The following is a 23790-nucleotide window of genomic DNA, read 5'->3' as shown; positions in this document are numbered from 1 at the left end:
AATTTATCGATGGATGTGGTAGCATTGCATCGCCGAGGTCGGTACACAACGATAAGTTGTATTTCGTTGTTCCGCCCCAGGTTACTTAGAAATTCCGGGTCGTTAGCTCAGCTGGTAGAGCAGCGGACTCTTAATCCGTAGGTCGAGCGTTCGAGCCGCTCACGACCCACCAATAATCAAAGGATTAGCTTAAACGCTAGTCCTTTGTTATTTTTCAGGGTAACGTCAGGGTAACTTTGCAAGAAATTCTTGATATAAAATGGCACGGGATCATTACGACGCTAGCTTATTAGTGACCTCGAAAACGGACTGCTTTGCCGACGGATATTGACTAAGCGATTACATACTAACAAATTGCCATACTTTATTTTATGTTGGCTCGATCAATGATTAACCGTAAGTTGGCAAACAGCTAAAAATCGTTCTATCCTCATCAGGGCGCCAACACAACAAGTCCTATCCAACGTTGCATTACAGCGATTTTCTGACTTGTCGTACTTCCGCCTATTGTGGCATATTGGGGTCGGTTTTAAGGGGATCGAAGCTTCATTCGATAGACTGGCAAAATTTCTTCTCGACATAACTTGCCCGTCAGCCGCTTAAGCTGTCACTGGCTAATACTCTTGATCAGATCCGTTCATTACCACACGGAGGATTCCCATGGGCAAGGTGCGCGTAAGAGGTTTTGCAGTGTCCACCGACGGCTTCGGCGCCGGCCCAGACCAAAGTTTGGAACATCCGTTGGGCAAGGGAGGCCGGAAGTTGCATAACTGGTTCTACCCGACCCGGACGTTCCGATCGATGTTGGGAAAGGACGACGGGATTGATGATCGCTTCGCCCGCGCCACGGCGGAAGGCTTCGGCGCATTCATCCTCGGCCGCAACATGTTCGGACCGGCAGGCGACGATTGGGGCGGACCCGACTGGAAAGGCTGGTGGGGCAACAATCCCCCGTATCACGCGCCGACCTTTATCCTCACCCATCACGCCCGAGCGCCCATCGTGATGGAGGGCGGGACGACTTTCTATTTCGTCACCGACGGGATCGAGTCGGCGCTCGCTCAGGCCAAAGCGGCCGCGGGCGACCTGGACGTGAAGATCGGCGGCGGCGTTTCGACAGTCCGCCAGTACCTACTCGCAGGCGCAATCGACGAGATGCATCTGGCAATGTCGCCGACCTTCCTGGGCCGTGGTGAATCCCTGTTCACAGGCATTGATCTACCAGGTCTTGGATATCGGGTGACAGAGGTGGTCCCAACGGAGCTGGCGACCCACCTCGTGCTAACGCGCTGATCCGCATCATCGCACGCCTCCACTTAAAGAGCTGCGCTCTCGCACGCGCGTATCAGTTCAGCTAGCCGACGATGGCGCCGACCAGGTTTAATTCGCGCCTCAGCCACTAGTGCCTCTTCACATAGGTTTTGGCGGATTAAGTGGGACTGGCTGCCCAGTCCGCGCTAGACGCAGTTAAAGAACTGAAATAAAAATATTGATTTCGGGGGCGAGCATTGCCGGTCCCGCGCTTGCTTTCTGCCGTAGTCGCGCCGTCGTTCGAGAGCCGCACCGAAGCGATCAAGGTGCGCCTCCGACTGCCATTTTGCTCTCCTGAGCCATGGGCCCGATAGAAACGCGCGTTTCTGGGGAAATTCCTGGTTTCAAAGGACAACAAACCGGCAGACAATATAGCCAGGTGGATGCTTGATGGGAAATCGGTTGCTGCCGACAAGGAAAAAATCCTTGCCTGGATTTCGACCTTAGGGCTTAAATTGCCGCTCCGTACTCCCGAAGTTACGGTGGCCCTAGCATCAAATCACGCCGGGCGGGATGGTTGAAAAGGCGGACAGTGCGAGTCTGCTCATGAAACACCTGGGCCAGCGTTACGTGCAGTACGTCAACCGCACCTACCGGCGCAACGGTACCCTCTGGGAAGGACGCTTTTGCTCCTGCCTTACTCAGACCGAGGATTATTTGCTTGCCTGCTACCTCTACATCGAACTCAACCCGGTGCGCGCCGGTATGGTACGGCATCCTTGCGACTATCGCTGGTCGAGCTATGCGGCGAACGCCGAGGGCAGACCGAATCGTCTCATTCGACCTCACTATCAATATCTCTGCCTGGCGCAAAGTGATACCCAGCGTTGCATAGCCTACCGCGACCTGTTCAAGACGGATCTGGACGCAGACGTGCTTAGCCAGATTCGGGATTCCACCAATGGTAACTTTGTGCTCGGGGCTGAGCGTTTTCAAAAAAAATTGAATCCACACTCAACCAACGTGCCACACGCGGCAAGGCGGGCCGGCCCGCAAGGGCAGTAAAGGAAAAAAAGATCAACTGAGGGTGTTCTAGGCGAGGCGTGGCGAACGTGATCTGTCCCTCTTATGCTTGAGTCGTCAGAGGAAAATCGTGGAAAGCATTTGACCAGACGGATCGTGGCTGCTTCCCAAGCGAATAGAGTGTTGGCGCCGGATAAGAATTGATTAAATTTTGAATCGTTGCCGGTCGACAACTGACGATGAGCGAACCGATAGAAAATAAACTATTAGGATGAAATCGTCTGGTCAGAGCTTAGCCTGCATAGATAATCAGCCCGCATAGATTATCAATATATAGTCGGCAATAACAGCATTTACAGTAGCGGGCGTCCATCACATTAATTTTCAACCGCCAGCAACAAGCATAATTGTAAATAGCATAATCAGCACCGGTTATCACATTTGCAGGTACTATCCGAATTCGCCCACTCGAGATATGCAATCCCCTAATGCAAAGAGAAGTTGAAGTGAAATCCAGGTACGCTGTGGTGGCGGCCGTGCAGCTGCCGAGCGTGAGCGATAGCGAGTTCGAGGCGTCTCTAAGCGAGTTGCGTGAGCTCGCAAGAACACTGGGGTATGAGGTCGTCCGCACGTTCGTGCAGAAGCGCTCAAGTTTCGACGTCACGGGCTATCTTGGTGCCGGCAAGCGGCAGGAGATACGCAGCTTCGTGAACAACGAACCCGCCGAGTTCGAGGAAATAGCCGCTAGCCCTGATAGCCGGGATATCGATGTCATCCTGGTCGACCATGAGATTTCACCATCGCAGGCGCGCAACCTTGAGAAGGAAGTCGGCTGCGAAGTAATGGACCGCACTATGGTCATCCTCGAAATTTTTCATCGCAACGCCCGCTCTCGTGCTGCGCAGGCCCAAGTGGAGATTGCGCGCCTTGGATACATGGCGCCGCGCTTGCGCGAGGCGGCAAAGCTTGCCGGGCCGCAAGGACGGCAGCGCAGCGGCGTCGGCGGCCGGGGGGGTGGTGAATCGCACACTGAGTTGGATCGACGCAAAATCCGTGACCGCATCGCCGAACTTCAACAGGAAATCGCCGCGATGGATGTCGAGCGCAAGACGCAGCGTGTTCGCCGGCAAAAGCGCCAAGGGTTCGCTGGCGTGGCGCTCGTCGGCTATACAAATGCCGGCAAGTCGACCTTGATGCGGGCTCTCACGGGAAGCGAGGTGCTGGTCGCGAATAAGCTCTTCGCTACGCTTGATACCACGGTGCGTGCTCTCTACCCGGAGAGCGTGCCGCGTGTGCTCGTCAGTGATACCGTCGGTTTCATAAAGAATTTACCACACGGGCTTGTCGCCTCGTTCAAATCAACGCTGGACGAAGCGCTGGATGCATCCCTGCTGCTCCACGTCATCGATGCGAGCGACCCCGGGTTTGAGCGCCAGCTTGAGGTCACGGATAGCGTGCTTGAGGAGATCGGTGCGAATGTCGTGCCGCGCATCCGCGTCTTCAACAAGATCGACCATGTCGGCGATGCGGCGGCACAAGCTGAACGCGAAGCCGCCTTGCGGATACAGTACCCGGATTGCGTGGTAATGAGCGCACGCCGCCCCGACGACGTCGCGAAGCTCCGCCAGACGATCATCGCGTTTTTCCAGCAGGATCTGGTTGAGGCCGAGCTTTTTCTTCCCTGGTCGGCACAGCAACTGCGCGGAGGAATATACGCAAGCTGTCAGGTGCTGGAGGAGCACTCGGACAATGAGGGCACCTTCTTTCGGGTTCGCGGCGAGCCCAATGCCATAAAGGACTTGCGCGAGCAATTCAGCCAAGCGAGATAAATTCAGTGCCTTTGATCCCAGCAAGCTGATTCTATGTGCCAAGTGCTGGCGCTGGTCAATATTCGACCGGCAGCAACGCTAGATAAGTATAGAATGGTTCAAGCCAGACTTGAAAACTGCGGTCAACGGCGGCAAAGTAATAACGATTCAGGTAGGAACCGTTAGCTATGGAGCGATTGTTTATCGCTATGTGAGCATCATCAATGCAAGGAGAGCATCATGGCAAAAGGTCAGCAAAGGAAAAACAAAGAAGCAAAGAAACCTAAAAAGAAACCGACACCCGCTATCTGACTCGCTCTTGCGCTGAACAGATCGAGTGGCGGCGAAGAGGGAAAGATATCGCCGATTTTCTGAAGTTTGGTGTATCGAAATTAGCCGGCGGTACTAACCCGGCTTTAAAATGAAAAGTGCTTGAATCGCTGCAAGCCTCATTTGTTTGGCTTGCCGATTCGGACAAATCTGGTAACTGTAGTCAACAAGCGGCTCTCTGGTGGTTAATCCAACGAGATAAGGCCAATAAAGCAGAAGCGTCCTTCTCCTCGTTCTAAATCTCTTCCTTGATCTGATCTCCTGACCAATACTGCGATAGGCTCGTGCAATACCTTTTTTAAACTCTGCATTTGAAGGTATCCGAACGAAAAGCTCATGCTTTCATTAGGCACATTCACATAATCCCCAGTTATTTGTCCGCGAGCGAGTATCCTGAAGTTGAGCCTATGTATTCCAATTCCTGAAGCAAAGGCATCGACCAATCCTCCTCATTCTCAAAATCTGCAACAGAAGTTTGAACAATGTTTCGCGGTGCCCTTTAAGACGTTATCATGAAAAGAATTTTGTTGTTGCTATGCTTCCTGCTGCTCGCGGCGTGCGCTCCCCAGAAGGCATTGGAGGGATTCGATAGTGATTTTGATGGCGGCAAAACCTGGGCCGAGCTGCAGGTACAGCTACCCGCCTACCCTAAAGTTGAGAATCTGTTGCCTTTTGACGCTGGCCCTGCAAGCGATAACCTTCACTATATTGACGCTCCTTCCATCGTTGTGGGAAAAGACAATATCGTGCGCTACACATTGGTGATCAAATCCCCCCAAGGCGCGACGAACATAAGCTACGAGGGTATGCAGTGTGCGACCGGTGGTGCTGGAGAGAACGTGAGAGCGGAAGTGTTGATATTTAAATTACGGGGTCCCGCAAAAAGGTTATACGCGGTAGCTCGTGACGACAGGACATGGGTACGAGCGCGGGTATCAAAGTGGGAGGAACTCGAAGATGTATCACAGCACTATGCGCAGCGGGCGCTTTCCAGATATTTCTTTTGTCCGTCTGATATTACCGTGGGAAGCAGGGAAGAGGCCATTCACGCATTCAAGAGGGGCGGCCATCCACGCGTGATCCAGTAGGAAGAGTATGCGCCAAATTCCCACATTTTGGCCCGGACGTGCCAAAGGATTATCCAGGTCAAAGTCACGTTCGCCCGGAATAGCTGGTCACAAACAACCAGAATAACCGTCACGTTCGTCCAGAACCCCGGGTCACAACGGACCAGAATACCAGCAAGCTTGATTCCAGCTGCTCCAATATATACTTGAACCCAAAAGTACTACAGCGAAGACTATTGACATTTGGCAGTAATCCACATCTGTAACGCAGGCTACACAAATGCCCATAATAAGTCCGTGGAAAGCGGCATGAACGTTGGCTTTCCACCTAACTATCTGATAATACTATTACATTTTTTTAGTTTAAAAAACGGTCAACTAAGTAAATAGCGTTACAGAAAGCTGACTTACCCCGCGTGTCCAGAGGTTATCCACAAACTTATCCACAGCAATTGTGGAGAAGAAATCGGTTGTTTTTGCTAACCAGGCTTGCCGATCCGTTTAATCGTCTGGCTCATATGCGACGTCTACCAGCCCTTACGTGCGCTAGCAGACGGATTATTCAAATTTTTCTCCATAAACTCATCAGTAGTTCTGTTAATTGGATTCTATTGATCTTTAGGAGGTGAGCGATGAAAGACTTTTCGAAATATAGATGGTATCAAATGATGAGCGTAATGGTTCTTGCCGCTGTGTTCACAGCAGGTTGCGCAACCACGGAAAAAAGAGACATGGCGGCTCAGCTTGCCGTCGCGAAAACTGCGGTTGCCGACGCGGTAAGCGCCGGGGCGCCGGAATTTGCTCCAGTGGAATTGAAAACGGCCCAGGACAACCTGGAGAATGCAGAAAAGGCAGCGATGGATGATGACTACAAACGTGCCAGAAAGTTAGGTGAAAACGCGCAAACAAATGCGCAATTAGCGACCGCTAAAGCGCGCGCGGCGAAAGCAAAGCAAGCAGCAGACGCATTGAAGGAAAGCGATCAAACACTACAAAACGAAATGAACCGCAAACTAAAGTAATTACCTGGAGGAGATACACTCATGAAAAAAAATGGCTATTTAACCATCTCGTTTATCGTTATCGCAGCATTGGCGGGCTGTAGCTCGACGCCAAACGCACATCTGGATAGCGCCCGTAGCAGCTATCGCAGTGCCCAGAGCGACCCCAAAGTTACAAATCTCGCGCCCTTGGAACTGAAGCAGGCAGGCGACACATTGGCGGAAGCCGACAACGCGTGGAATAAAGGAAAAGATTCTGCCGAAGTGGATCATCTGGCTGATATGGCACAAAAGCAGGTTGCAATCGCACAGGAAACCGCAAAGCGCAAAGCCGCTGAAGCAGATGTGTCTGCCGCCGATGCCGAGCGCAATAAAATTCGCCTTTCTGCAAGAACAGAAGAAGCGGAGAAGGCTCAGCAGCAGGCACAAAGCGCAGAAATGCGGGCAAGCGCGCTTGAATCGCAGCTTAAAGAGCTGAACGCAAAAAAATCAGACCGGGGTATGGTCATTACTCTCGGCGATGTGCTGTTCGATATCGACCGTGCACAGCTCAAGTCGGGTGGCGTTCGCGAGGTACAGAAACTTGCTGACATTCTCAAGCAGAATTCCCAACGCAACGTTGCAATTGAGGGGTTCACCGACAGCACCGGCAGCGAAAGCCACAACCAGGAGCTCTCCGAACGGCGGGCGGAGGCGGTGCGCGATACCTTGATGAACATGGGCATTGATTCCACTCGCATCACAACGCGAGGTTATGGAAAGAGCTTTCCGGTCGCCAGTAACGGCAACGAAGCGGGCCGGCAATTGAATCGGCGGGTGGAGGTGATCATATCCGACGATAGCGGGAATATCAGGTCGCGCTAGGGGTTCTCGTACCAAGATTCTCGTAAGGCGTCTGTCGTGTCTGTCGTATGAGCAAAGAAACGACCAAAAAAAGGCACGACAGCCGCTTTGAGGATGCTGGTTCTGTTGTGCATTGCATCTTATTGTCGTAGCAAAACGTCGATCCGTGGGTCGAGGGTTAGACGCTTACGACCTATATGAATCAAGCAATTATTCGAATTTCGATTTCGAGATGATTGAAGACAGCTTCACTCCCCCTGCTTAGCCTTTCAGGCTGAGCAGGGTTCGATAACAACTCATATTTTCCACCTGCCCAACCCCGTGATCCTGGATCGGAAAAACCACCGTGCCCACGCTCCGTAGCGGCGCTTACCGGGATCGCCCTTATTCCACTTAAAAACGGAATCGAAACCAACCACTGGAAGTTCTCGTTAATCCGGGTATCAGCATTCGCCCCCCTCTTCTGCATCTGTGTCTTGAATCTCGCAAGTCTGCTTCGCAGGGAGAATGGTTCGCTCAAGCAAACCCCTCAGCGCAACGCGACAGCGGCCAAGCCATAGATCAGGACAGCCAACAGAATTACCACGGCAAAACCCAGGTGAATAGCCAGCAAGGTCGCCAGGACGGCGCCGACAACCGAGGCAAAACCATTGATCGCCCACGCCCACGGAATGGCGTCCGGGGTTGTAGACGCCAGCCGCATCATGCCGGTAGGGAAAGGCATTCCCATGCACACCGCCAGCGGCGCGATCAGCAACACCGAAATCCCTATCTTTGCCACATCCGGCAAGTGTATGAGCGCCTGGAACAGGCCCGGCAGAATAACGAGATAGAGTAGCGATAAGGCGCTCATGACCACTACAGCCACGATCAGGTGGCCGCTGCCCGTCGTCCGCTTTTGCCACCGTCCGGCAAGCCAGCTTCCCACCGCCGCGAAAACCAGAAACGCGCACAGCACGACCGCCACGGCATATAGCGGGTGAGCCAGGAAAAGCAAAAACTTCTGGATGAAGGCGATCTCTATGAACATGAAAGCCAGGCCAATGCCGAGGAAATACAGTGCCACCCGCCCGGTGGGTAATGTATGCCGGCTCCGCGATACCGCCAGCGGCGCCAGGATCAGCAGAACGCTGACGACAAATGCCTGTACCAGAGCCGCCACCAGAAGCGGGTAGCTCCAGTCGAGAAGCGGCATGCCCCCCCGCTCGCGCAGGGCGAATAATTCAGCGGCGGCTTCCCACTTGAAGAAATGGAAAAAAAAGGGCCGGTCATCAGTTGCCGGTTCGATATGGAATTTGTACCGGTCTATAAAGTTCTGCCGTTGCGGGCCTAGCAATGCAACAGCTCCCTCGAAGAAATATGGCTGCACCAAAACGTTGTAACGGTTTGCCTCGTCGGCGCGCATTCCCGGATAGTAGGCTACGTCGAAAGAACGCTTGCGGCTGAATTCCTTGACCACCTCGATTTCGCTCGCTGTGAAATCGCTATTTTTCACCAGCAAGGTGACGGTTTTCCAGCCGCGTATCATTACCAGCCGCTTGCCGGGGTTGGGCACGCCGTTCCGCTCCAACGCGAGCGCTGCCGTAGCAAAAAGCTTCAGCGCATCGCGTGGCGGCAGGGTCAGCCAGCGCGTGACAGCCAATATGCCGCCGGGTCTGAGGCGATTCAGGTAGGCCTGAAGTGCCTCCACCGTGTAGATATAGCTTTCGCTCAGGCCATAAAGTCCTGCCGAGGCGACACCAAACGAATCCAGCAACGCTACCTGCACAAGGTCGTAGTGCTCCCGGCTGGCGTTGGCGAAGCCACGCGCCTCGCCTTCGTGCACGTGTACCCCAGGCTGGGCATAAAGGTCACCGGCAAAATCATGGAAACGCCGCCGAACCAGATCGATGACGTTGCGATCGAGTTCCACCGCATCGACAGACGCTGCGCGGAAGTAGAGCGCCTGCAATACGTCGCTGCCGGCTCCCGCGCCCAGCACCAGCACCTGTGGCCGTACATGCGGCCGTGCCAGCACATGGTAAGGCAGTGCTGACGTAAACTGGTCGAAGTAGGCCAGCGGCGCCAGGTTGCCATCAAACCGCGTTAAGACGGACGGCCCCTCGCCGTCCACGAATACCCCCAACTGAGGCGGTGGCTCGTCCGTTGCGTTGAGACTCATCCCCGGTGCATGGCGGAAGGGAATACGGGTGTTTTCCACCACGGTGATCTGCCCCAGTGGGCTGGAACGCTGCTCGATCACCTTTGCCCCGGCAACATTCAATGTCTCGCTCAGGTCCTTATAGGGCGAAAGGTGCACTTGCAACCAGTCGCCCGGCAGCGCTACAGCCACCAGAAAAGCCAGCCCTGCAAACATGCCTGCCAACCATTTCGGCCGCGCCTTCAGCTCGATGATAGCAACGGCGGCCGCCAGCAGCGCCAGCGCCGCAAGGATGATGAGCACCTTATTCGGCGGCGCCAGAAACAATACGCCGATAACGCCCAGGCTGCCCACCCCCGCGCCCAGGATATCAAAGGCATAAATACGGCCTGCTTCTTTGCCGAAGTGCCACAAGACGAGGCCGATGCCCAACCCTCCGCAAAAGAAGGGCAGCATCATCAGGAGATAAATGGCAAGCAGCTTGGCTAACTGTGTTTTGTCCCACAGCAGTTCGAGCGGATTAAACGGAACCTGTTGCGTCAGTAGAAACGCTGCAGGCATCAGAAAAGCCATCCCCGTGGCAGCCATGACGTAGACTGTTCCAACGTGTGGAATGATTTTTTCCTTCAGCAACGTTAGCGCCGTTCCGCTCGCTCCATAGCCCAGCATCGCCGCGCTGATGATCATATAGGCGAAGTGATGCCACAGCACGATGCTGAACAAGCGCGTCAGCAGCACCTCATACGCCAATACGCAGGCAGAGAGCAATCCAATGGCAATAAATGGCGGGCGCGGCGCATTCACGGCTAATGTCCGCCGGTAAGCGGAACAAAACTGACCGGCACCATTTGATGGGTCGTTACCGAGCCGTCCGCCTGCTTCTCCACCAGCATCAAATATTGCGTCATAAAATGCGTACCGAGCGGGATCACCATGCGCCCGCCTGGTTTTAGCTGCTTGAGCAGAGGGGGTGGCACATGGCTTGCGGCAGCCGTCACCATAATGGCATCGAAGGGCGCCGCTTCGGGCCACCCGTAGTAACCGTCGCCCACTTTTGTTTTTATGTTGTCATACCCAAGGGATTTCAGCCGCTTGCCCGCTTGATTCCCGAGCGGTTCTATAATTTCCATGGTGTAAACCGAGCCGGCTATTTTCGCAAGTACAGCCGCCTGATAACCCGAGCCGGTACCGATTTCAAGTACTTTGTCACCCTCCTTGACTTTCAGCAGTTCGGTCATCTGTGCGACGATGAGAGGTTGCGAAATCGTCTGGCCGTAGCCGATGGGGAGAGGGCGATTGAGATAGGCAAAAGGAGTGAGCCAGGCAGGCACGAAACGATGGCGCTCCACTTTTTCCATCGCTGCCATGACACTGGGACCCGGAGGGGAACTGCCGGATGTGGCCAGAACTTCTTCCATCATTTTATGGCGCAACCCTTCGAATTCCCCGCCTTGGGACGGGAAAATCCAGCAGAAAAAAAGGAGTGCGCCAAAAGCGAAGCGGCGTTTCATAACCTCATTAAAGCAAATCCCCGACGGTTTGCCGGGGAAATGGAGGTTGCGAAGCTGTTATCGGAGATTATGCCCGTTCAGTTTCCCCTGATCCGGGGTATGCAGCTTTAGCGCGGGGGCGGCGGTGGAGGGATACCCGGAGGCGGTGGAGGCGGTGGCGGAACTACCGAACTTCGCCGTATGCTTCTGGCGGGGGGATAAGATGGGTAAGGTGTACCCATGTATTGGTTGCCGCCATTTGTATATGGCCCATTGATGACCTGGCCTTGTACGGGGACGCGATGGCCTTTTCCATACATGCATTGTATGTAGCCATTGTCGTAGCGCTGCTGGCTGGCGTATCCCGAGGCTCCAGCGGTGCGCGTTCCAGCCAGGCCTCCAGCCACCAGACCGGTACCGGCTCCAATAGCTGCGCCGCGTCCCCCACCCAAGGCCGCGCCTGCCGCTGCCCCTAGCGCCGCTCCTATCGCGGCGCTGCCTGCCCCACTGGATATCGATGCCTGATTCGGACCCATGCCACCGATTTGTTCATTAGCGTATTGCCTGCAATAGTAATCGTCGTAGCGAAATTGCTCGAAGCTTCTGCCCGAGCCTGGCAACGCCATCAGGCTGGGTCCTGTCGGTATGCTCGTACAACCGGCCAGCAAGAATATTGCCAGCAGAGCAAATAATCCAGGTATTTTGCGCATCCCGGCGGTACCTTTTATTGGCTGGGCTCGGGCGCGACTTGCAGCCACCCGTCCGGGCATTTTTTCACGTAGGGATAATATCCTTCCGGGTTTCGGCAGTAGTGCCAATAGTTGGCAGCTTGAGCTTGTGGCTGGACCTGCACGACCTCCTGCTGCTGAACGTAAACGGATGGTGCGGGGGAAGACACAACAGCAGGGGCGTATCCATAAGGCTGCGCATATCCGTAATTGGGCGCGTAACCATAATTAGGCGCGTAACCATAATTAGGTGCGTACCCGACAGGAGGATAGCCATATCGGTTTCCGTAGCCATACGAAGGTGGATAATAAGGCGCCCTGCTGCCATAGTAGCCCAGGCCATAACCCAATAATCCCATGCCTAACGCCAGTCCATATCCTGAACCTCCTCCATGGCGGTGGTGATGATGCCCGTGATTGTGATGGCCATGGTGACCCCCATGGCCTCTGCCCGCCGATGCTAATGGAACCGACCCGAGCAGCATAAGCGCCACACACATCAATTTCATTTTTCCCATTTACGTCTCCATACCCAGGTAGTGCTTGTGTTTAATCAAGGAAGAGTGCCCTTTATCGCCATCCCTGCTGGATATAGACCGGCGGTGCGGGAGGAACGATAACGGGGGCATATCCATAACCGGGCGCGTAGCCAGCGGATGGATAGCCATACTGGGGTGGGTAGGAGGGTGCTCTATTACTCAGATAGCCCAGGCCATAACCTAGCAATCCCATCCCTATTGCGAGTCCATATCCGCCATTACCTCCTCCGTGGTTGTGATGGTGGTTGTGGCCGTGATGATGGCGGTGGTGACCGTGGTTATTGTGACCGTGGCCATGGCCTCTTCCCGCCCAAACTGAACTCACGGGAGCCATCCCAACCATGATAAGAGCGATGCAGGCAAGTTTTATTTTTGTCATGAAAGTCTCCATTTCCTCGATAAGGATCACAATTGATAAAGAACCCGCCAGAAAACAAGTCAGAAAACAATTTCGTGCTCTTAATCGATATAACGCATCAATAGACAATCGGTTGTCGTATAGTTACATAAACTTCACAAAAAATTCACAACTTCATGCTATGCATTCATCTGTTGAAAAATATGTTGTGCCCAAGATGGTGTTCAAGGTTGAAGAGTAAACGGGCCAAGCCGATCTGCGTTATTGCGAACAGGTAGTCCAGATGGGTTGACTTATATTGCTCATGAACTGCTGGTTGTACTTCAGTCCAATAGTCAGGGGGTACCGAAGTAAGTAAAGATAGAGAAAGCCGAAAAATGTTTTGAAGAGAATATGACGTTCCTGCGGTTAAGGGCCAGATTGCCGCAAAGTTGTCGTCAATAAAAAATAGTTTAATAAGCACAAGAGGAGATCGAACATGCATAAAGGTTTATCGGTATTGTTTTTGGGTGTTGTTCTGGCGTATGGCAATACGGCGGTAGCGCGCGAAGGTGGCGGTGGGCACCATGATGGTCATCACGGAATGGCTGACGCTGGTCAACATGGGCAACCGGGTGGAATGGCGTCCGGCCACTTGGGTCAGCAGGGAACCGAGAACTCAAACGCACAGTGGGCTGTCGGGGCAACAAAGGGGCAGGAGCGTTCCGACTTGAGGAATCAGGACCATCATGGACATGAAGCTGGAGGCAATGACCAAAATCGTGGAGAAGGTAAGCACAAAGGGCATGAGCATGCGACAAGGGACAAAAGTGATAAGAACAACAAGGGCAATAGCGGCGATGGCAATAAAAACGGAAAAGGCGGCAAGCACGGGTCTCACTGAGTAGGCGGGAAGGTGGTGGTTGAATAGATGCAGAAAAGATTAAGGACAAAAGCAATACATTTCAGAAGGAGTTACGATGTCAAACGAATCCGTTAATTATTGGAAATTCGCGACAGTTGGAATACTGCTGGTCGGCGCAACCGTTGCCGCCACACTAATGGTTACAGGAAGCGATTCCAAGACTGAGCCGACATCCTCCACAGCGCAAGTCGACAAAACCCCAATCGCGGACGCAGCGGAGAAGACTGGGGCGCCAGACACGATGGTCAAGGACGCTGCACCAACTGGACGCAGCGCGCGTACTGCCCAGTCAAGCCGGAACGCGTCGGCTGCGGTGCCGCCGCCCCCGCCGTATTCGCCGCAAGCAGCATATCCACCCCAACCGGCCTATCCTCCGCAGTCAGTCATGGAAGCATGCAACCGATATGCGAATGAGCAGGTAAGCAGCAAAACCGAGGAAGTGCTCAAGAACGCAGCGCTGGGTGCTGCAATTGGTGCTGCAGTCGGTGCCGCGGGTGGCGCAATCGCAGGCGGTGGAAAAGGTGCCGGGAAGGGTGCTGCCATCGGCGGCGTAACCGGGGTAGCGGGCGGAACTCTTTACGGGCTCAACGAAACCAAGTCACGCGATGGGCAATATCAGGCTGCTTATTCCTCCTGCATGCGTTCGAAGGGTTATTAGGGAAAACCGCCCTTCGAGTCCTCGAATATTTATCTGTGAGGAGAAGACGAAATTTATCATTCCGGAGCCTGACCGGCTAGAACCAGCAATGATGTGGCGTGACTCGCACGCTGCATCATTGCCATACCTGTTTGACAACTGCATAACGCCTGAACACCATTATTTGCTCGGCGTGAAATAATGGAAAATGCCTGCTTTCCTTATTCCATCACTGCCGGTAAATGCGCGGCGAGCGCGTTTTTTTCCTTGGTTGACGTGCCTAGCAGCGCATAACCCAGCAGTTTGTCCTCTGCGCTTTTAAACAGGGCCTTGACGCCGTTTTCATCTTCCTCGACCAGCCATTCGCCTTGAAAAGAGATATCGGGCGGCGATACGACGGCTGGACAAGCCGGTGTTTTGACCAGCACGGGCATGGCAGGGTAGCGTACCGGAGTCAGCGTTTGGGCAAGCGTAGCGGCGAGCCCGCGTGCCGCGTGCATGATCGGCATCACGAACGGCAGAACTCTACCTTCCACTTCGGCACAATCGCCCAGAGCATAAATATCCTCATAACAGGTTTGCAGCGAGCGGTTGACCGAGATACCGCGATTCACCGCAATACCGGCTGCTTGAGCTAGCGCAGTCCGTGGACGCAACCCAACAGCAGAGAGCACGATATCCGTCTGGATGATTTCTCCATTGGCGAGAGTCAGGCGCAAGCTTTCATGAATCCGCTCAATGTACTGAGTCGCCGCGCCCAAGTGAAAAACCACACCGGCAGCCTCCAGCCTGCGTTGCATGAAGGCCCCGCCGGCCTGCGGCAGCAGCCGCCCCAGAGGCTGGGAGCTGATATCGATTACGCGTACCCGGTAACCCGCCATGGTCAGGTCGTTGGCAAATTCGCAACCTATCAGGCCCGCGCCCAGAATGGTTACATCCTTTTTTCCTTCCAGCGCATCACGGAGGCGTTGGTAGTCATCGAGATCATTTACGGAAAGGATATCCTCTGCTCCCTCCCCTTCCAGAGGCAGCCGGATCGGATCAGCCCCCATGGCCAGGACGAGTTGACTATAGGTCAGTTTCTCTCCATCCTGCAATGTCACTGTTTTATTGGATGGGTCTATGGCCGATACCCGGCTATAGGGCCGGATGGTCATCTTCAGTTGCGCGGCCATTTTCTCGGCGCTGGCATTCAGTATGGACGCAGGCGTCTTACCCGTCGCCAGCGCGTTTGAAAGCATCGGCTTGGAATAAAATCCGCCGTGATCCGCGGAAATGATCAGCATAGGCGTTTCCGCATCCAGCTTGCGGAATTCCCGGGCTACGGTATAACCGCCAATACCGCTGCCGATTATAATTACGGGTTCCTTGCTCATGTCAGCGCAACCAGTAGTTCAAGACCAGCACTCGTCATCGCAGCGTTACGTCTTTTTTCGCGCATGGTCTCCACGCAGGCGAGTGCGCTCATATTGCGTCGAGCTACTTTTGTATTAACATAGGTAGAAATGCACTGTTTACCCCTATCCTGTTGAAATTTGATCATCCTGTTTCCTTGTAATTATCAAATGGCAATATTCTTTTCTATTTCGACGTTAAAAATATGAACACGCGTTTTGAAACGCGGCGCCTGGTATCCTGATATTTAAGCGGGCAACGGCAAAGCCTTCTTGTAGGATGGGTGGAGCGAAGCATAACCCATCATTTGGTTGTCCCATGTCCTATCCGTACGCAGCAATGACGCGGCCCAAAAAATTATCTCGCAGGTTGGGGTGACGAAGGAACCCCAACGTTTATTTCCAGTGCGAGAATGTTGGATGCACACCTGCGCTAGCTAAAAAATATGAGCATGCGTGCGAAATACGCTCCCGTATTCGGCATCCGGATCGCGAGAAAGTTTACACTAGCGAAACTTCTCCGCCCGCGAAAAAATCCGTGAATGGCACCAGCAAGGCTGGCGAGCACAAAAGTATAGCTGAGATAACCGGCAGGATTTTAAAATGCTGATGAGCAAAAAATGACAAGTATCGGTTTCGTCGGCCTCGGCATCATGGGAAAACCCATGGCCAGGAACCTTATCAAGGGCGGCCACACATTGTTTCTGCATTCTCGCAGTGGCGTGCCCGATGAATTGCTCAAGCTGGGCGGTAACGCCTGTTCTTCGCCCGGGGAAATCGCACAAAACGCCGACATTGTCATCACCATGCTGCCTGATACGCAGGATGTGGAACAGGTGCTGTTCGGCACGAACGGCGTGGTGGAAGGGTTGCGCAGCGAGTTGAGCGATACGAAGCGCAAAAGCTCAATTGCGGGCAGGATCGTGATGGACATGAGTTCCATCTCTCCCATCGAAACCAGAACGTTCGCTGCCGCTATCAACAAGCTCGGTCATGACTATGTGGATGCGCCTGTGTCCGGCGGCGATATCGGCGCAATGAATGCAACCCTTACCATTATGGTCGGCGCAAAGGAACCGGTATTCGAGAAGATCAGGCCTGTTCTCGAATTACTGGGAAAAACAATAACGTTAATCGGGGAGAACGGCGCAGGTCAAGTTTGCAAGATTGCCAACCAGATCATCGCTGCGCTTACTATCGAGGCTGTTGGCGAGGGCCTGTTGTTTGCGTCCAAGGCCGGCGCCGATCCTGCCAAGGTGCGCGAGGCGCTGATGGGTGGGTTTGCTTCATCTCGCGTCCTGGAAGTTCACGGCGAGCGTATGATCAAGCGCGCATTCGAGCCGGGATTTCGCATAGAATTGCATCAGAAGGATTTGAACCTGGCACTCTCCAATGCGCGCGCGCTGGGTATCAGTTTGCCCAATACTGCCGCCGTTCAGCAAATGTTTAATGCATGCATCGCCCACGGCGGCGCAAAGTTGGACAGCGCAGCAATGATACAAGTGCTGGAAAACTTGTCGAATCATAAAATTAACGATTCGACTCAGAATTCACAAAAAGAATCAAATTAACCGAGTTTAATAATTGAAATGAATGCGCTCGAGCTTGTTTCCAGGCTACGCACCTTTCTGCCATCCGATGCGGTGCTTCATGAGACCGAGGATTTGAGGCCATACGAGTGCGACGGCTTGTCAGCTTACCGGCAAATGCCCTTGATCGTGGCACTGCCGCGAACCGAAAATGAAGTGATCGAAATTTTAGAGGCCTGTTATGTAGCAAAAATCCCGGTAGTAGCACGAGGGGCGGGAACCGGCCTGTCCGGGGGCGCGCTGCCGCATGCTGAGGGTGTGCTTTTGTCGCTCGCCAAGTTGAGGCAAATACTTGAGCTTGACCCGGCAGCACGTACCGCGAGAGTGCAGCCAGGGGTACGCAATCTTGCTATCAGCGAAGCGGCGGCACCGTATGGACTATATTATGCACCCGATCCGTCATCGCAGATTGCCTGCTCCATCGGTGGCAACGTGGCCGAAAATTCGGGGGGCGTACACTGCCTGAAATATGGGCTCACCGTGCATAACATTCTCAAACTGCGCGTCATAACCATAAACGGCGAGATCCTTGAAATCGGCGCTGATGGGCTGGATGCGCCGGGTTACGACCTGCTGGCGCTCATGACGGGCAGCGAAGGCATGTTGGGCGTCGTGACTGAAGTTACCGTAAAACTCACGCCCAAGCCTGAAAAAGCCCAAGTGGTCCTTGCTGCATTTAATGACCTGCGTAGTGCCGGTGATGCGGTGGCGAACGTGATCGGTGCAGGAATTATTCCGGCCGGTATGGAGATGATGGATAAAATGACCACCCGCGCAGTGGAGGAGTACGTTCATGCGGGCTACAACCTTGATGCGGCCGCGATTCTGCTATGCGAAGCCGACGGTACGGCGGAGGAAGTGGCGGAAGAAATCCAGCATATTAATGAAATCATGGAAAGAAGCGGCGCTATCGAGATCAGGACGTCGCGCGATGAGGCCGAGCGGCTTAAATTCTGGGCCGGACGCAAAGCAGCCTTCCCGGCGGCGGGTCGCATATCACCGGATTACTACTGCATGGATGGAACCATTCCCCGCAAGAGTCTTGCAAACGTATTGTCTGGAATCGAAGCGCTCTCCGTTGAGTATGGTCTGCGTTGCATGAATGTCTTCCATGCTGGCGACGGCAACTTGCATCCGCTGATTCTTTACGATGCCAATCGGCCCGGAGAGCTTGAATTAACCGAGGAATTTGGCGCAAGGATACTTGAGATGTGTATCCAGGCAGGAGGGACCATTACGGGCGAGCATGGAGTCGGCATGGAAAAAATTGACCAGATGTGTTCTCAATTCAAGATGGGGGAACTGAAGATGTTTCATGCGGTAAAAGCGGCCTTTGATCCTGAGGGACTGCTGAATCCCGGAAAAGCCGTGCCGACGCTACGTCGTTGCGCCGAACATGGCGCAATGCACGTGCATCGGGGCGAAGAAAAATTCCCTGAGCTGCCGAGGTTTTGAAAATTGATGAGGCGATTTTGCATAGTCTGAAGACTGGCGACGATTAGACAATGCAATATCTCATCGATCAATTTGCCGACACCATTCAAGCGGCCGGCGGCGCTGACGAGCAATTAATAATACGCAGCGGCGGCACCAAGGACTTCTATGGCAGTCGCATTGTCGCCCTGGCCCTGGCCGATCCTCTTCCTTCACGTGGTGGCATTCTTGATGCTACCGCCTACGCCGGCATAGTCGATTACGAGCCTACGGAACTCGTGGTCACCGCTCGCGCAGGGACGCGGCTCTCCGATCTCGAAACCGAACTGGCCAGGCACGGTCAAATGCTGGCTTTCGAGCCCCCTCATTTTGGTGCTGGCGCTACGCTCGGTGGTTGTGTTGCTACCGGCTTGTCCGGTCCGCGCCGGGCATCCGGCGGCGCAGTACGTGACTTTGTGCTGGGAGTGCGCATGTTGGATGGTAGAGGAGAGGATCTGCGTTTTGGCGGCCAGGTCATGAAAAATGTTGCGGGCTACGATGTCTCGCGTTTAATGACGGGTTCGATGGGCACGCTGGGCTTATTGCTCGAGGTTTCACTCAAAGTGCTGCCGCTACCGGCAATGGAGCTTACGCTGCGCTTACCGATGAACGAGGCGGAAGCCATCGAAAAGATGAATTTCTGGGCGGGTAAGCCGCTACCGGTCTCCGCAACCTGTTTCTGCGACGGCATCCTTGTTTTGAGACTCTCGGGCGCAGCACCTGCCGTGCGCGCCGCGCGTGCGATAATAGGGGGCGAGGAGATCGATGACGGCGCCGTTTTCTGGGAAACCGTCCGTGAACAGACTCACCCATTTTTCCAAGCGGGGAAGCCGCTCTGGCGCCTATCCATAAAATCCACAACCCCGCCACTATCGCTGCCCGGGAATCAATTGATCGAATGGGGCGGAGCATTGCGCTGGCTGGTAATTGACTCGGCTGATGCGGATGCCGAGGCCGTGCATCTCGCCATACGCAGTGCTGCGAAAGGCGCCGGCGGCCATGCTACTTTATTTCGCGGTTACGGATCGCGCGCTGCCGTGTTTCATCCGCTCACGCCGGCTATGATGAATATCACTCGCGGCCTGAAAGAAAAATTCGACCCCATGCGTATACTTAATCCCGGCCGGATATACCCGGAAATATAAAATGCAAACCCATCTCGCCGACTTTATCAAAGACTCTCCGGAAGGACAGGAAGCGGAGGCGATACTGCGGAATTGCGTTCATTGCGGTTTCTGCCTTGCCACTTGCCCGACTTATCAGTTGCTGGGCGACGAACTGGATAGCCCACGTGGGCGTATCTATTTGATAAAACAAGTGCTGGAAGGCGCGCCGGTCACGCAAAAGACCCAGTTGCATCTTGATCGTTGCCTCACCTGCCGCGCCTGCGAGACGGTTTGTCCGTCCGGCGTGCAATATGGACGACTGGTGGATATTGGTCGTGGTATTGTTGAAAAAAAAGTGGGACGCAGCTTCGCTGCAGGTGCGGTTCGATACACATTGCGTCAAACTCTACCTAACGCAGGGGTGTTTGCTTCATTGCTGAAGCTGGGGCGGTCTGCCCGCCCATTACTGCCGGGTGTTCTTCGGGATTCAATACCGCGTATAAAGAATTCCCGGCCTGCGGGACCAACGCTATCTCAGCCTCCTGTACAACATCGACGCAAAATGCTGGTGCTGGAAGGCTGTGTACAGCCGACACTGGCGCCTAACATTAACGCCGCAACCGCAAGGATATTAGACAAGCTCGGCATATCCCTCATCAAGGCGCCGAAGGCAGGTTGCTGCGGTGCGGTGTCTTACCACCTTAATGCCCAGCAGGAAGGGCTGGATTACATGCGCCGCAATGTGGATGCCTGGTGGCCGTATGTCGGAATGGAAGGTGACGCAGGAGGAGAAGGGGCAGTTGGAGTGGAAGCCATTGTCATGACTGCGAGTGGTTGCGGCGTGACTGTAAAGGAATACGGCCATTTATTGCGCCATGATCCCGCCTACGCGGAAAGGGCGGCACGGATTTCCGAATTGACTAAAGATATCAGCGAAATCGTGGAAGCCGAGACCCAAGCGCTCGTGTCACTCCTCGCCAGACCGTTGGCGAACACGGGCGACGCAAAAAAACCCCGGCTCGCCTTCCATTCCCCCTGCACCCTGCAACACGGAATGCGAATTCGGGGTGTTGCCGAGAAAATTCTGGTTGCCGCAGGTTTTGAATTGACTTATGTGCCGGATGCTCATCTTTGCTGCGGATCGGCAGGCACCTACTCCATTTTGCAGCCCGAACTGTCGCAGCAGCTACTGAAAAACAAGGTAACGGCGCTGGAGTCGGGAGAGCCAACCCGGATCGCGACCGCCAACATAGGATGCCTCATGCACGTACGAGGCGGTACGTCGTTGCCGGTCGAGCACTGGATCGAAATACTGGATGAAAAACTCAGGGACAAGGACACCCGGACAGTTGAATCCGCCGCGCAAGTAAAGTAATGAGATCGAGTAAAATTATTTAGCCTTGTGTCGCCAGGTAGCGATGCATTTGTAATCGTCTTTCTTCATCTTCTTCCATACGATGCCGCGGGCAATGACGCTGCTTTTTTGCGCTGATGTAACCCTATATAATCGGATTTCTTTCCGTATTCCTCTGTTAGCCCGAGACTATCCATGAGTTCTGTCAAGTCTATGGCGAAAAAATCCAGTCCCAATCCTTTGCCGCCGAGGGTTGTCAGGCTGCTGCGCGAGTCAACGGGACTTGCGTTGCTCGGCGTGGCGCTTTACCTGGTGCTGATATTCTATGGATATGAGCGTGCCGATCCTGGATGGTCCCACAGTGGCGCAGCGACCGTGCAAAATCCCGGCGGGATGGCGGGGGCCTGGCTGGCGGACTTGCTGCTATATCTATTCGGCGTTTCAGCCTGGTGGTGGGTATTATTTTGTGCTTTTCTCGTAACGTGGGCTTATCACCGTATCGATGGGGGCATATTCGATCGTCGCCCATTGTTTGTTTCGGCTGCCGGTTTTCTTGTTTTGCTATTCGCCAGCAGCGGACTTGAAGCATTGCGTTTTTATACGCTCCAAATAACGTTGCCCCAGACGCCGGGCGGCGTGCTGGGCCTGATAATCAGCAAGAACCTGTCGCAGATGCTGGGCTTTACCGGCACGACGCTGGCGCTGGTAACATTGATCGCGATCGGCTTCAGCTTGTTTACCGGCCTGTCTTGGTTGCGTTTTGTCGAGAAACTGGGCGCGGTGATGGAGGAAAGCTGCATGATCGTCAGGCGCCGCTGGGAAGACTGGCAGGATCGCCGCGCGGGCTTGGCCTCGGCAATCAAGCGGGATGAATTGGTCGAGGTCGGGAAAAAACGTTTCCAGGAAAATCCGCCTTTACATATCGAGCAGCCCGCCACCATGATTCCGAAGTCGCCACGGGTGATCAAGGAAAAACAGACGCCGCTATTCGTCGATTTACCCGATTCGCCTTTGCCGCCGTTGCGACTGCTGGATGAGCCGGCGAAAAAGGATGTGGAAATCCTGTCGACCGACACGCTTGAATTCACTTCGCGCCTGATCGAGCGGAAGCTGATCGATTTTGGCGTGGAGGTCAAGGTTGTGGCGGCTTATCCCGGTCCCGTCATTACCCGGTATGAGATCGAGCCCGCGGTGGGCGTAAAGGGTAACCAGATTCTCAATCTTGTGAAAGACCTGGCGCGCTCTTTGTCGGTTGTGAGCATACGCGTGGTGGAAACCATTCCGGGAAAGACCAGTATGGGCCTGGAGATTCCCAATCCCAAGCGGCAAGTGGTGCGGCTGTCCGAAATTCTCAGTTCACAAGCTTATGCCGAGATGGCGTCGCCGCTGACCATGGCGTTGGGCAAGGACATCGGCGGCCATCCGGTAGTAGCGGACCTGGCCAGGATGCCCCATGTGCTGGTTGCGGGAACGACTGGATCAGGCAAATCGGTGGCTATCAACGCCATGATACTGAGCCTTATCTATAAGGCTACGCCTGAGCAGGTGCGCCTGATTCTGGTAGACCCAAAAATGCTTGAGTTGTCGGTTTATGAAGGCATTCCGCATCTGCTGGCGCCCGTCGTGACGGATATGCGTCAGGCGGCAAGCGCGCTGCGGTGGGGGGTGGCGGAAATGGAGCGGCGCTACAAGCTGATGTCTGCACTGGGTGTGCGTAACCTCGGTGGGTATAACCAGAAAGTCCGGGATGCAATAAAGAGCGAACAGCCATTGACCAATCCATTCAGCTTGACGCCGGACGCGCCAGAGCCGCTGGAAGAGATGCCATTGATCGTAGTGGTAATAGATGAATTGGCGGACTTGATGATGGTGGTGGGCAAAAAAGTCGAGGAATTGATCGCTCGGTTGGCACAGAAAGCACGTGCTGCAGGCGTGCATTTGCTGCTCGCCACGCAGCGGCCTTCAGTGGATGTGATTACCGGCCTTATCAAAGCCAACATTCCGACCCGTGTGGCGTTTCAGGTATCCAGCAAGGTGGATTCGCGCACCATTTTGGATCAGATGGGGGCGGAGGCGCTGCTTGGGCAGGGCGACATGCTTTATCTGCCTCCCGGCAGCGGTTATCCGCAACGGGTGCATGGCGCTTTTGTCGCCGATCAGGAAGTACACAGAGTGGTGGAATACCTGAAGGCGCACGGTGCGCCGCGCTATGTGGATGGGGTGTTAAACTCCATCGAAGAAGAGGGCGGCGTGAGCGAAAGCGCTGGCATAGCAGGCCAGGAAGGCAGCGAAGCCGATCCGCTTTACGACGACGCAGTTGCGATGGTGCTCAAGTCGCGCCGCGCTTCAATCTCGCTGGTACAGCGGCATTTGCGTATCGGTTATAACCGCGCTGCGCGGCTGATTGAAGAAATGGAACGCGCAGGACTTGTTTCGGCCATGCAAACCAACGGTAATCGAGAGGTATTGGTTCCGGCGCGCAACGACTAGCCGAGGTCTATGACTCATCAATGAAGACGACGTCACGACGAATGCAAGAATGCCTGGTCTGCTACTTTTGCTTTTGTTTTGATGCCTGAAACGAAGTTAAATTAAGACCGCCCGTCCCCTTGACTTGGGGAGCGGGCGGTCTGGATGGGCTCAGTTAACTACCCAGCCGATTACGGTACGATGCGGTTGTTGAGGATGACTTTGCTTTGGCCATTCCAGACGACGTCGGTCAGGTTGGAGTAGCGGGTGATGATCTGTGCCGCGA

At 54.4% G+C, this 23790-nt stretch carries 19 protein-coding genes, 1 tRNA gene and 1 pseudogene; 14 read left to right on the top strand and 7 right to left on the bottom strand.

Translation table 11 applies throughout. The features are described from left to right. Window positions 1–96 precede the first annotated feature (96 nt). The 7 genes from BUA28_RS14690 (at window position 97) to BUA28_RS14660 (ending at window position 7344) form a co-directional block, all read left to right on the top strand. Window positions 97–172, top strand: a tRNA-Lys gene (locus tag BUA28_RS14690). A 488-nt stretch (window positions 173–660) separates the two neighbouring features. Continuing rightward, on the top strand, window positions 661–1293 hold the full coding sequence (locus BUA28_RS14685) for a dihydrofolate reductase family protein (protein ID WP_072768867.1): 633 nt from the start codon (window positions 661–663) through the stop codon (window positions 1291–1293). Window positions 1294–1857: 564 nt separating this feature from the next. Continuing rightward, window positions 1858–2316 (top strand): hypothetical protein, encoded by a 459-nt coding sequence (locus BUA28_RS14680; protein ID WP_218587276.1) that lies wholly within the window; start codon window positions 1858–1860, stop codon window positions 2314–2316. 446 nt (window positions 2317–2762) lie between these two features. Then, entirely contained in the window at window positions 2763–4103 is a 1341-nt protein-coding gene (gene hflX / locus BUA28_RS14675) for a GTPase HflX (RefSeq protein ID WP_072768865.1), read from the top strand. An 821-nt stretch (window positions 4104–4924) separates the two neighbouring features. After that, window positions 4925–5500, top strand: a complete 576-nt coding sequence (locus BUA28_RS14670; protein WP_072768864.1) for a CNP1-like family protein — start codon at window positions 4925–4927, stop codon at window positions 5498–5500. A gap of 611 nt (window positions 5501–6111) precedes the next feature. After that, complete coding sequence (locus tag BUA28_RS14665; protein WP_072768863.1) at window positions 6112–6501, top strand: DUF4398 domain-containing protein; 390 nt, start codon at window positions 6112–6114, stop codon at window positions 6499–6501. Window positions 6502–6522: 21 nt separating this feature from the next. After that, window positions 6523–7344: an OmpA family protein gene (locus BUA28_RS14660; RefSeq protein WP_072768862.1), complete on the top strand. Its 822-nt coding sequence runs from the start codon at window positions 6523–6525 to the stop codon at window positions 7342–7344. A 508-nt stretch (window positions 7345–7852) separates the two neighbouring features. Here the strand turns inward: BUA28_RS14660 and BUA28_RS14650 are convergent. The 5 genes from BUA28_RS14650 to BUA28_RS15375 all read right to left on the bottom strand — a co-directional run bounded on the left by BUA28_RS14650 (window position 7853) and on the right by BUA28_RS15375 (window position 12599). After that, complete coding sequence (locus tag BUA28_RS14650; protein ID WP_072768860.1) at window positions 7853–10267, bottom strand: spermine/spermidine synthase domain-containing protein; 2415 nt, start codon at window positions 10265–10267, stop codon at window positions 7853–7855. Between the two features lie 2 nt (window positions 10268–10269). Beyond that, entirely contained in the window at window positions 10270–10974 is a 705-nt protein-coding gene (locus BUA28_RS14645; RefSeq protein ID WP_072768859.1) for a protein-L-isoaspartate(D-aspartate) O-methyltransferase, read from the bottom strand. 107 nt (window positions 10975–11081) lie between these two features. After that, on the bottom strand, window positions 11082–11663 hold the full coding sequence (locus BUA28_RS14640) for a YMGG-like glycine zipper-containing protein (protein ID WP_072768858.1): 582 nt from the start codon (window positions 11661–11663) through the stop codon (window positions 11082–11084). Window positions 11664–11677: 14 nt separating this feature from the next. Then, window positions 11678–12199, bottom strand: a complete 522-nt coding sequence (locus BUA28_RS14635) for a hypothetical protein (protein ID WP_072768857.1) — start codon at window positions 12197–12199, stop codon at window positions 11678–11680. 52 nt (window positions 12200–12251) lie between these two features. Next, a complete protein-coding gene (locus BUA28_RS15375; protein WP_256598344.1) occupies window positions 12252–12599 on the bottom strand; it encodes a hypothetical protein in 348 nt (115 codons plus the stop codon). Between the two features lie 457 nt (window positions 12600–13056). Here BUA28_RS15375 and BUA28_RS14625 point away from each other — a divergent pair, with 457 nt between their 5' ends. Continuing rightward, window positions 13057–13461: a hypothetical protein gene (locus BUA28_RS14625; protein WP_072768855.1), complete on the top strand. Its 405-nt coding sequence runs from the start codon at window positions 13057–13059 to the stop codon at window positions 13459–13461. 76 nt (window positions 13462–13537) lie between these two features. Further along, window positions 13538–14140, top strand: a complete 603-nt coding sequence (locus tag BUA28_RS15995; protein WP_178298066.1) for a hypothetical protein — start codon at window positions 13538–13540, stop codon at window positions 14138–14140. A gap of 200 nt (window positions 14141–14340) precedes the next feature. Here BUA28_RS15995 and BUA28_RS14620 read toward each other — a convergent pair whose 3' ends face one another. After that, complete coding sequence (locus BUA28_RS14620) at window positions 14341–15495, bottom strand: NAD(P)/FAD-dependent oxidoreductase (RefSeq protein ID WP_072768854.1); 1155 nt, start codon at window positions 15493–15495, stop codon at window positions 14341–14343. Between the two features lie 638 nt (window positions 15496–16133). Here BUA28_RS14620 and BUA28_RS14615 point away from each other — a divergent pair. The 5 genes from BUA28_RS14615 (at window position 16134) to BUA28_RS14595 (ending at window position 23525) form a co-directional block, all read left to right on the top strand. Further along, window positions 16134–17084, top strand: a complete 951-nt coding sequence (locus BUA28_RS14615) for a 2-hydroxy-3-oxopropionate reductase (protein WP_072768853.1) — start codon at window positions 16134–16136, stop codon at window positions 17082–17084. 18 nt (window positions 17085–17102) lie between these two features. Then, window positions 17103–18557, top strand: a complete 1455-nt coding sequence (locus BUA28_RS14610; RefSeq protein ID WP_072768852.1) for an FAD-linked oxidase C-terminal domain-containing protein — start codon at window positions 17103–17105, stop codon at window positions 18555–18557. Between the two features lie 50 nt (window positions 18558–18607). Continuing rightward, window positions 18608–19720 (top strand): glycolate oxidase subunit GlcE, encoded by a 1113-nt coding sequence (glcE, locus tag BUA28_RS14605; protein WP_072768851.1) that lies wholly within the window; start codon window positions 18608–18610, stop codon window positions 19718–19720. Window position 19721: 1 nt separating this feature from the next. Beyond that, complete coding sequence (glcF, locus tag BUA28_RS14600) at window positions 19722–21056, top strand: glycolate oxidase subunit GlcF (RefSeq protein ID WP_072768850.1); 1335 nt, start codon at window positions 19722–19724, stop codon at window positions 21054–21056. A gap of 174 nt (window positions 21057–21230) precedes the next feature. Beyond that, entirely contained in the window at window positions 21231–23525 is a 2295-nt protein-coding gene (locus tag BUA28_RS14595; protein ID WP_072768849.1) for a DNA translocase FtsK, read from the top strand. A 170-nt stretch (window positions 23526–23695) separates the two neighbouring features. On the opposite strand, the pseudogene BUA28_RS16485 reads toward BUA28_RS14595, so the two are convergent. Further along, window positions 23696–23790 (bottom strand): annotated as a pseudogene (locus tag BUA28_RS16485) (methane monooxygenase/ammonia monooxygenase subunit C); the annotation flags it as partial.

It is taken from the genome of Nitrosospira sp. Nsp11, assembly GCF_900142705.1.
Taxonomy (GTDB): Bacteria; Pseudomonadota; Gammaproteobacteria; order Burkholderiales; family Nitrosomonadaceae; genus Nitrosospira.
The sequence above is the reverse complement of the archived record's forward strand: the minus strand, read 5'-3'. Positions and strand labels throughout refer to the sequence as shown.

Bases quoted from the DNA above. Each gene is read 5' to 3' on its own strand.
- BUA28_RS14685 (WP_072768867.1), top strand. From the start codon at position 661: ATGGGCAAGGTGCGCGTAAGAGGTTTTGCAGTGTCCACCGACGGCTTC.
- BUA28_RS14680 (WP_218587276.1), top strand. From the start codon at position 1,858: ATGAAACACCTGGGCCAGCGTTACGTGCAGTACGTCAACCGCACCTAC.
- hflX (WP_072768865.1), top strand. From the start codon at position 2,763: ATGCAAAGAGAAGTTGAAGTGAAATCCAGGTACGCTGTGGTGGCGGCC.
- BUA28_RS14670 (WP_072768864.1), top strand. From the start codon at position 4,925: ATGAAAAGAATTTTGTTGTTGCTATGCTTCCTGCTGCTCGCGGCGTGC.
- BUA28_RS14665 (WP_072768863.1), top strand. From the start codon at position 6,112: ATGAAAGACTTTTCGAAATATAGATGGTATCAAATGATGAGCGTAATG.
- BUA28_RS14660 (WP_072768862.1), top strand. From the start codon at position 6,523: ATGAAAAAAAATGGCTATTTAACCATCTCGTTTATCGTTATCGCAGCA.
- BUA28_RS14645 (WP_072768859.1), bottom strand. From the start codon at position 10,974: ATGAAACGCCGCTTCGCTTTTGGCGCACTCCTTTTTTTCTGCTGGATT.
- BUA28_RS14640 (WP_072768858.1), bottom strand. From the start codon at position 11,663: ATGCGCAAAATACCTGGATTATTTGCTCTGCTGGCAATATTCTTGCTG.
- BUA28_RS14635 (WP_072768857.1), bottom strand. From the start codon at position 12,199: ATGGGAAAAATGAAATTGATGTGTGTGGCGCTTATGCTGCTCGGGTCG.
- BUA28_RS15375 (WP_256598344.1), bottom strand. From the start codon at position 12,599: ATGACAAAAATAAAACTTGCCTGCATCGCTCTTATCATGGTTGGGATG.
- BUA28_RS14625 (WP_072768855.1), top strand. From the start codon at position 13,057: ATGCATAAAGGTTTATCGGTATTGTTTTTGGGTGTTGTTCTGGCGTAT.
- BUA28_RS15995 (WP_178298066.1), top strand. From the start codon at position 13,538: ATGTCAAACGAATCCGTTAATTATTGGAAATTCGCGACAGTTGGAATA.
- BUA28_RS14620 (WP_072768854.1), bottom strand. From the start codon at position 15,495: ATGAGCAAGGAACCCGTAATTATAATCGGCAGCGGTATTGGCGGTTAT.
- BUA28_RS14615 (WP_072768853.1), top strand. From the start codon at position 16,134: ATGACAAGTATCGGTTTCGTCGGCCTCGGCATCATGGGAAAACCCATG.
- BUA28_RS14610 (WP_072768852.1), top strand. From the start codon at position 17,103: ATGAATGCGCTCGAGCTTGTTTCCAGGCTACGCACCTTTCTGCCATCC.
- glcE (WP_072768851.1), top strand. From the start codon at position 18,608: ATGCAATATCTCATCGATCAATTTGCCGACACCATTCAAGCGGCCGGC.
- glcF (WP_072768850.1), top strand. From the start codon at position 19,722: ATGCAAACCCATCTCGCCGACTTTATCAAAGACTCTCCGGAAGGACAG.
- BUA28_RS14595 (WP_072768849.1), top strand. From the start codon at position 21,231: ATGAGTTCTGTCAAGTCTATGGCGAAAAAATCCAGTCCCAATCCTTTG.